We start from the raw sequence: 7540 nt of genomic DNA, 5'->3' as shown, positions 1-7540 counted from the left end.
ATTATGCCTTGGATTAACGCTTGGGTCTTATCGCTTGCGCGCATCTGACATGGTTTTTATGTCGCGATCACACTTCCCTGGCCTGATTCATTTCTTCAGTACGATTAAAAAGTCACGAAAGCTAGAATAGCGGCGATTCCAAGAGGCAGCTCACTGCCCATGTATCCGATTGCACAAGAAAGACAGTTCATCATCATTAAGGATTGAGAATGCCCGACATTAAGACCCTCGGCGAGTACATTGTTGAGAAGCAACACGCGTTTCCGCATGCCAGCGGTGATTTATCTTCTCTTCTCGCCTCCATTCGTCTGGCCGCCAAAATTGTTAACCGTGAAATCAACAAAGCCGGCTTGGTCGACATTGCTGGCGCGATTGGCACGGAAAACGCGCAAGGTGAAGAGCAGCAAAAACTCGACGTTTATGCCAACGAGAAATTTAAAGCCGCGATGGAAGCGCGCGACCAAGTGTGTGGCGTCGCCAGTGAAGAAGAAGATGACGCGGTTATTTTTAACAAACAGCTTAACCGTAATGCCAAGTACGTGGTGCTCATCGACCCACTGGATGGCTCCTCTAACATTGATGTTAATGTGTCTGTTGGCACCATTTTCTCCATCTATCACCGCGTGTCACCGGTAGGAACACCGCCCACCGAAGAAGACTTCCTTCAACCCGGTCACCGCCAAGTCGCCGCCGGCTATATCATTTACGGCTCATCCACCATGTTGGTTTACACCACGGGTGATGGTGTACATGGTTTTACCTACGACCCGTCCCTCGGGCTGTTCTGCTTGTCGCATGAAAACATGACCATCCCTCAAGACGGGAACATCTACTCGATTAACGAAGGGAACTACATCAAATTCCCACAAGGCGTCAAAAAATATATCAAATACTGCCAAGAAAACGTCCCACAGGAGAAACGCCCTTATACGTCGCGTTATATTGGCTCCTTAGTCGCCGACTTTCATCGCAACCTGCTCAAAGGTGGTATTTACCTGTACCCCAGCACGCTGGCCTACCCCAATGGCAAGCTACGCTTACTGTATGAGTGCAACCCCATGGCCTTTATTATTGAGCAAGCCGGCGGCAAAGCTACCGATGGCACCCAGCGCATCATGGACATCGCGCCGAATGAACTTCATCAACGCGTGCCTTTCTTTGTTGGCTCAAGCAATATGGTCGATAAGGTCGAAGAATACCTCGACACTTATCCGGATCATGACGACGAATAGGCGCAAAATAGACACCTAACGCCAGTCTTCCATGATAAAGAGGCGGCCAATACGGTCGCCTCTGTTATTTTCACGCTTGGCGGTTATAATTGGCACACACTTTTTCATTAAACAAAAGGACATCCCATGAGCCTGAACCAGGTCCCTGCGGGCAAAGAGCTGCCTGAAGATATTTATGTGGTGATTGAGATCCCAGCCAACGCCGATCCGATTAAATATGAAGTCGATAAAGATAGCGGCGCCGTTTTCGTTGACCGTTTCATGGCAACGCCTATGTTCTACCCATGTAACTATGGCTATGTGAACCACACCTTGTCTTTGGATGGTGACCCTGTTGACGTACTGGTTCCAACCCCATTCCCATTAGTGCCAGGCTCAGTGATCCGCTGCCGCCCTGTTGGCGTGCTGAAAATGACCGATGAGTCAGGTGAAGATGCCAAAGTGATCGCGGTACCGCACAGCAAGCTCACCAAAGAGTATGATCACGTGAAAGACGTGAACGACCTGCCTGAGCTGCTGAAAGCACAAATCACGCACTTCTTCGAGCGCTATAAAGAGCTAGAAGCCGGCAAGTGGGTAAAAGTTGACGGTTGGGAAGATGCCCAAGCGGCAAAAGACGAAATCCTGTCTTCATTTGAGCGCGCAAAACAGTAATCAGCCGCTTCAATGAAACACTGCCCGCGAGCCTTCGCGGGCTTTTTTGTCTCTATTTGACCTCAAACTGATAGAGCAGATCCACTGCCTGATCGACACCAGACACCGCTTCCAGATAAAGGTCTTGCATCAGTCGATAGCGCACCGTGAACACACCAATTGCATCGAAGATCCCCACGCCGTATTTCACCTCTAAATCGGGCAAGATATAACCGGATACTTCCACTTTTTGCTCATCGCCCGCGCCTGAGGTATCGAGAGTCAGATCCTCAACCCCAAACGCCTGACCAATCTCCCCGACCAACTTGCCACTTTGCGCTAAGCCCAAACCAATCAGCATCGAGGTCATATTGGCATCACCGGCACCAGCATCAAGCGCGCGGCCACGTAACAAATAGGACAGGGCATTGGCCTGCGAGCCAGCCGGGTCCATAAATACAGTCGCCACCGGGTCATCAGCGGGCCCGGTTAAGCGGATCCCTGCCGTCACATCTCCTTCAATACGTTCAGGGTTTCGAATCGCTTCCACTTGCAAGTAAGGCTGATCAGCGGGGCCATTGAATAAGATCTCGCCCTTTTTAATCAGCAAGTCTTGGCCAAACGAGCGATAAGTACCATCAAGCAAGCTCACATTCCCCACGATCAAGGCGCCTTGCTGATTGTTTTTAATATTAAGCTCGCCTGACAAACGAGATTTCAGTCCAAACGCCGCTAACTGTACATCTTCCCCCAGTACGAGTTGCACATCAGTCTGTAAGTTAAAGGGCACGGATTCACTTTGCTCAATATCCTCTGGCACATAGTTCTCTTTCAGCAGGACCGTATCGTCCGACAACGTGATGGCAGACTCGGGCAGGTTCTCGACTTCAATCCGCCCCCATGGCACACGAATGTCGCCCCGAATCGTCATATCATGTGGCGTTGCCGATACCGTGAGGTCAGGTGCGACATCCAGCCGCACCATTGGCGGCACATTGACGCGTAAGGTGTCCCCCGCCACGTTTAAGCCAAAGCGCCAGTCGTCCATACTGGGCCATTGCCCATCGCCGTTCAGTGCCAGCACGCCATCCGGTGTCACCAGCTTGCCTTCCACCTTGCCCTGCTTGCCATCCAACGTGAGCGCTAACTGCCCATCGTTCACATCAACAGGTGACGCCAAGCCTTTGACTCGCAATGCCTCAACGGTCAGTCCACCATATACATCAGGTAAGGTCAGCGGACCCTCGACCCGTAAGTTAGCATTCACTTCACCATTAATGTCCGCTTGTTGATCGCTACCCAGCAAAGGTTCGAGCTTGGCCAGTTGAACATCATTGACCGTCACCTCCCCCGTCAAAGATCGGCTTGGCGCCAACAAATCGTTCAAAGTAAAGGCCGAGGCCAGGGTCCCCCCTTCGGACAATGTCAGCGCCAGCGCGCCTTGCAATTTATCCTGATGCCAACGCGTATTGAGATTGGCATGTTGCCAGCCAATCACCAGCGGCGTATCAGCCTGCTGGCGCAGATCGCCATCCGCGATATCAATCGAGGCCTGTACATCCGGTGAGGCGTCAGGGTGCCAGCGTGCGTGAATCGCGGCATTGGCACGTGTATTGAGCTGCCATTCCGGCGGTAAGAAGGCCGCGATTTGCGCCGCTTCAAAGCCTTCAATTTTAGCGACGACATCACCTTGCTCGCCGATTGTCGCCGGTTGCGATAAGCACAAAGACGTTGATTGCCACTGCCAACAATGTTCGCCAACCTCGGTTTGCATATCAGCGAAACTAAACGCAATCGGTGCTGCGCTTTGCTGCACAATGTCGCCAAGATCGTCCACGTTCACCGATGTATCAAACAACCTCCCTTGCCAGCCTGTCTCTCGCGCCAGTGCGCCTTCAATACGCAGCGCGCCAGACGCCGGGGCACCTTGCCAKCGCAAATCCAGCTGATGCTCGCCTTCATCACCGCGCACGGATAAATCGAGGTTATCTAAGCGCACGGTTTGATAGCGCCCGCCTAATACTGATACCGTCAGATCGCCACCCAAGCTGTCTTTCAAGGCAAGATTGCCGTCTAAAGTCAGCTGATTAATGCGCACATCTTGCCAACGCAGCTGCTTGGCTTGGAGTGCGAGCTTGGCATCTGGATGAGCAAACGGCCCGCTCAGCGTTGCATCGCCGCGGATCACGCCAGTGAACATCGGCAAGGATTGTGATAAGTCGGCAATATCGACCGACAGTCCCATTTGCCACTCATCACGCACTTGCCCTTGTGCCGTGACTTGGTTGGGGCCGTGCGACAGGGTCAGTCCCGATGTCGACACGCTCGGCTGGCCATCGCCATCCCGGTCATGCGCATTAAGGGCGCCTGCAACTGCCAGTGGCAGTTTTTGCAACGCCCCATGCACCACCAACGTGGGCACAGACACCTCCCACCCGCCTTGGGCGGTTAAGCGGCCACGATGGCTGATTGCACCGGTTAAATCCCCCGTAACCTCCGGCCATTGCTGCTGAGGTTGAATGTTGGCAAACCCTAACTCAGCTTGCCAAAAAGGCACGCTGGACCAATCCACGCTGGCACGCCCGGCCACCTTGCCCCCCAGTGTGTTAGCCTCCAGCTGCGAGAGAGTCAACGCCGTTAGGCTACCTTGGCCGGTCAAATTCACCTGGGTGGTCGGCACGTCAGGGCCATCGACGCCGGTTTGTAAGCCGAGCTGATAGTCAGACAAGTCACCATCGGCGTGAAATTGTAGCTCGCGTAATGCCGCGATCGCTTCCCCCGTCAACGGCCACGCCAATGCTTTGCTCTCCAGTTGCACGGCAAAAGGTAAGTTTGCCGCCAGCAGGTTTGCTTCTCCTTCCAGCGTCGCCGTCACCGGGCCGCGCGCGCTCGCGTTTAGCTTAAGCGCGGCAAGACTTCCTGAGGCCGACAGGGATAAAGCTTGGCCTTGAAGCGGAGCGAGGTCGGTGGTCAATTGAGTTTGCAAGGTTAGTGGGTACTCACCTTTAAGTATGATATCACCCGCAAGGTTTGCCGTGCCTTGGGGAGCAGCCACCGAAACGTTATCAATCGTCACGGTGCTGTCTTGAACACTGCCCGCCAGGGATAACGATGAAAGTGTTTGCACTGTGCCCGCTTCAATCCGCGTATCTTGTAGATGGAGCTGTTCCACCTCGATAGACAGCGGCAGCGCCGCCGTGGGTAGTTCCAGCCCCGGATAATGCCATGACGGGCTTGCCACCGCGCTATCCGGTTTGCCGACTGCTTGGTCGGTATTTTCTTGAGGCTCAGTGTCGCTCGGTAGGCTCACCACCAGCTGCTGCCAATCGGTCGGCGATAGGGTTAAGGTGTCGCTAACAAAATGCACGCCCCCTTGCAGTTGATGCCAACTCACCGACTGCTCGGCAACCTGAATCGCCACATCCTTAAAGGCAAAGGCATTGATATGAATAGGCAACGGCGCTTGGATAGCCGGCGTGGATACGTCTTGCGAGGATGCATCCTCCTCACTCGCCGGCAAATCAATATCAAGCGTGACCCCCTCGGCGGCCAATTGATCAATACAAAGCGCAGGCGTCAGTAAGCACTTACCTTGGATTACAAGCTTTAGCTGCTCGGCATTCAGTTGCAGCTGCGTATCATCATAGCGCACCCCTTGCAGCACAAAGCCGGTGAGTAGACTGCCGTCGGCCTCATCGACTGATAGCGCAGGTAGCGCTTTCTGCGCGCCCCACAGCCCAAACTGCAAGCCCACAGGTGTAAAAAGTGCGGCCGCTACCAACCCCACCAAAGAAAAAATACTGATTAACGCAATAAACGTTAGCCTGACTAACCAACGACTCATAACTCAGGCCCTAGCGTAAGGTGTATACGAAAATCATCATCGTCATTATCAAAACCATGTGCGACATCAAGGCGAATCGGGCCGACCGGCGATGACCAGCGAATACCGGTACCAGCCGCACGCTTCCACGATAAACGACTGGTCCACGCGTCACCGCCATCGGCAAATAGCGCCCACCACCAATTGCCGCCAAGGCGATATTGATACTCTAGCGTCCCGGTCAACATATAGCGCGCACCGCTCAGCTGACCGCTTTCGTCACGCGGAGAAACGGTCTCGTAGCCATAACCGCGAATACTGTTATCGCCCCCGGCGAAAAAGCGTAACGATGGCGGCGCCTCACTAAACTGTTCAGAAATCAGAGCGCCACCATCGACGCGTAACAAACCGCGATGGTTTTTGTTCAGGCTACGAATCCACGCACTCCGCCCTTGCAAGCGCACCAAACTAATATCGGACAGCCAAACCGGATCGGCCGCTTCCAATGTAATCGATTGCTTGTCTCCCCAATGCGGCATTAATCCACCGCGTGCACGCGTGCGAGTGAAATTGATCCCAGGCAGCACCACGCTGACGCTATCTTCATCTTGCCCTTGGGTGTAGTCTTCATAAAGCCAGCGTAACGAGACACTGCGTTGCCAGCCGGTATCATACAGCCAATGTCTAGAAACCGACGTCGACACCTCAAGGCTGGAGGTGTCGCGTTGTTCGGTGTTTTGTAACCCTAACTGCACTTGATAATACTCGCGGGAAACATCCTCCAAAGGGACCTTGTAGGTCGAGGTCAACGTCTGCTCAGGTTCAGAAATCGCGAGTGATGTGGTGATACTGTGGCCGCGCGAGTTATACCAAGGCTTGCGCCAGTTAAACTTGAACCGTGGACCAATGTCAGTGGAATACCCGACACCGGTTTCAAACTTATTGCGCGCTTCCGGGGTCAAGGTCACCTTGATGGGGACTTCATTATCTTCCGCTTGCTCCATGTCCGCTTGCACCAAGGCACTGGAGAACCAACCGGTATTCGCGAGCGCTTGGTTAAACTCTCCCAGTACCGACACACGATACGGCTCACCCGGGGAAAAATCACGTAGGGTGTCGAGACGCTGCAACTGAATTTGCGCGCCTTGGTAGCGAATCGCACCAAAGTGATAACGCTTGCCACTGACAAAGTGAAGCCGAATAAAGGCCTGCTGACGATCAGGCGCGACCTCTAATCGCGTTTGCGTAAAGCGACCATCAAAGTATCCCTTTTTCACCGCCAAGCTTTGAATCTGGCTTTTTAGCGTCTCGTAATCATTGTGATTGAGCCTCGCGCCCGGCTGCGGCCCGTCAGCCTTGAGAGCATGAAAATCGTCATCCATGCCCGCTTCACCGCTAAACACCACATCCACTTGCGCCAAGCGCACAGGCTCACCGGGGTCAACCTTGACGTTAAGCGTGGCATCACCGTCCATGTGAGTGGCAATCTTGGGTTGATAAAACCCCACCGCTTGCAGCGCTTTGCGCACATCTTTTTCGACGCGAGCAATAAATCGGTAGGAGCCATCCCGCTCTTCTGGGGCAATCGCCGCAAGATAGGTCTCGACGTTATCTTGTGCAATGCCATCTAGCCCTTCAATATCTATGTCGGCATCCGCACGAGCCATACTAGACATCAAGCTGATAGCGATCGCGAATAGGGGGAATAACCGTATATTCATGCAGTGAGATCCATTACCCGGGTGTCGCCCGGCTAAATTGATGATATCTTGCCATATTACGTGTTGAGCGGGGCAGGAGGCCAGCACCATGTTGTTCATAAGGTGCGGGATCCATGCCTGAATGCCAACCA

At 53.6% G+C, this 7540-nt stretch carries 4 protein-coding genes; 2 read left to right on the top strand and 2 right to left on the bottom strand.

The window, feature by feature from the left end:
• Positions 1-209: 209 nt before the first annotated feature.
• Both fbp and ppa read left to right on the top strand, forming a co-directional pair.
• Positions 210-1232, top strand: a complete 1023-nt coding sequence (fbp, locus tag BZG14_RS09615; protein WP_077486428.1) for a class 1 fructose-bisphosphatase — start codon at positions 210-212, stop codon at positions 1230-1232.
• Between the two features lie 126 nt (positions 1233-1358).
• Positions 1359-1886, top strand: a complete 528-nt coding sequence (gene ppa, locus BZG14_RS09610) for an inorganic diphosphatase (RefSeq protein WP_046074295.1) — start codon at positions 1359-1361, stop codon at positions 1884-1886.
• Positions 1887-1938: 52 nt separating this feature from the next.
• On the opposite strand, the gene tamB is transcribed toward ppa, so the two are convergent.
• Positions 1939-5709, bottom strand: a complete 3771-nt coding sequence (gene tamB / locus BZG14_RS09605) for an autotransporter assembly complex protein TamB (RefSeq protein ID WP_077486429.1) — start codon at positions 5707-5709, stop codon at positions 1939-1941.
• On the bottom strand, positions 5706-7409 hold the full coding sequence (tamA, locus tag BZG14_RS09600) for an autotransporter assembly complex protein TamA (protein ID WP_241824649.1): 1704 nt from the start codon (positions 7407-7409) through the stop codon (positions 5706-5708). The genes tamB and tamA overlap by 4 nt, the downstream gene beginning before the upstream one ends.
• Between the last annotated feature and the right edge of the window lie 131 nt (positions 7410-7540).

Origin of the sequence: Salinivibrio sp. IB282 (assembly GCF_001995685.1) — a bacterium.
Classification (GTDB): Bacteria; Pseudomonadota; Gammaproteobacteria; order Enterobacterales; family Vibrionaceae; genus Salinivibrio; species Salinivibrio kushneri.
The sequence above is the reverse complement of the archived record's forward strand: the minus strand, read 5'-3'. Positions and strand labels throughout refer to the sequence as shown.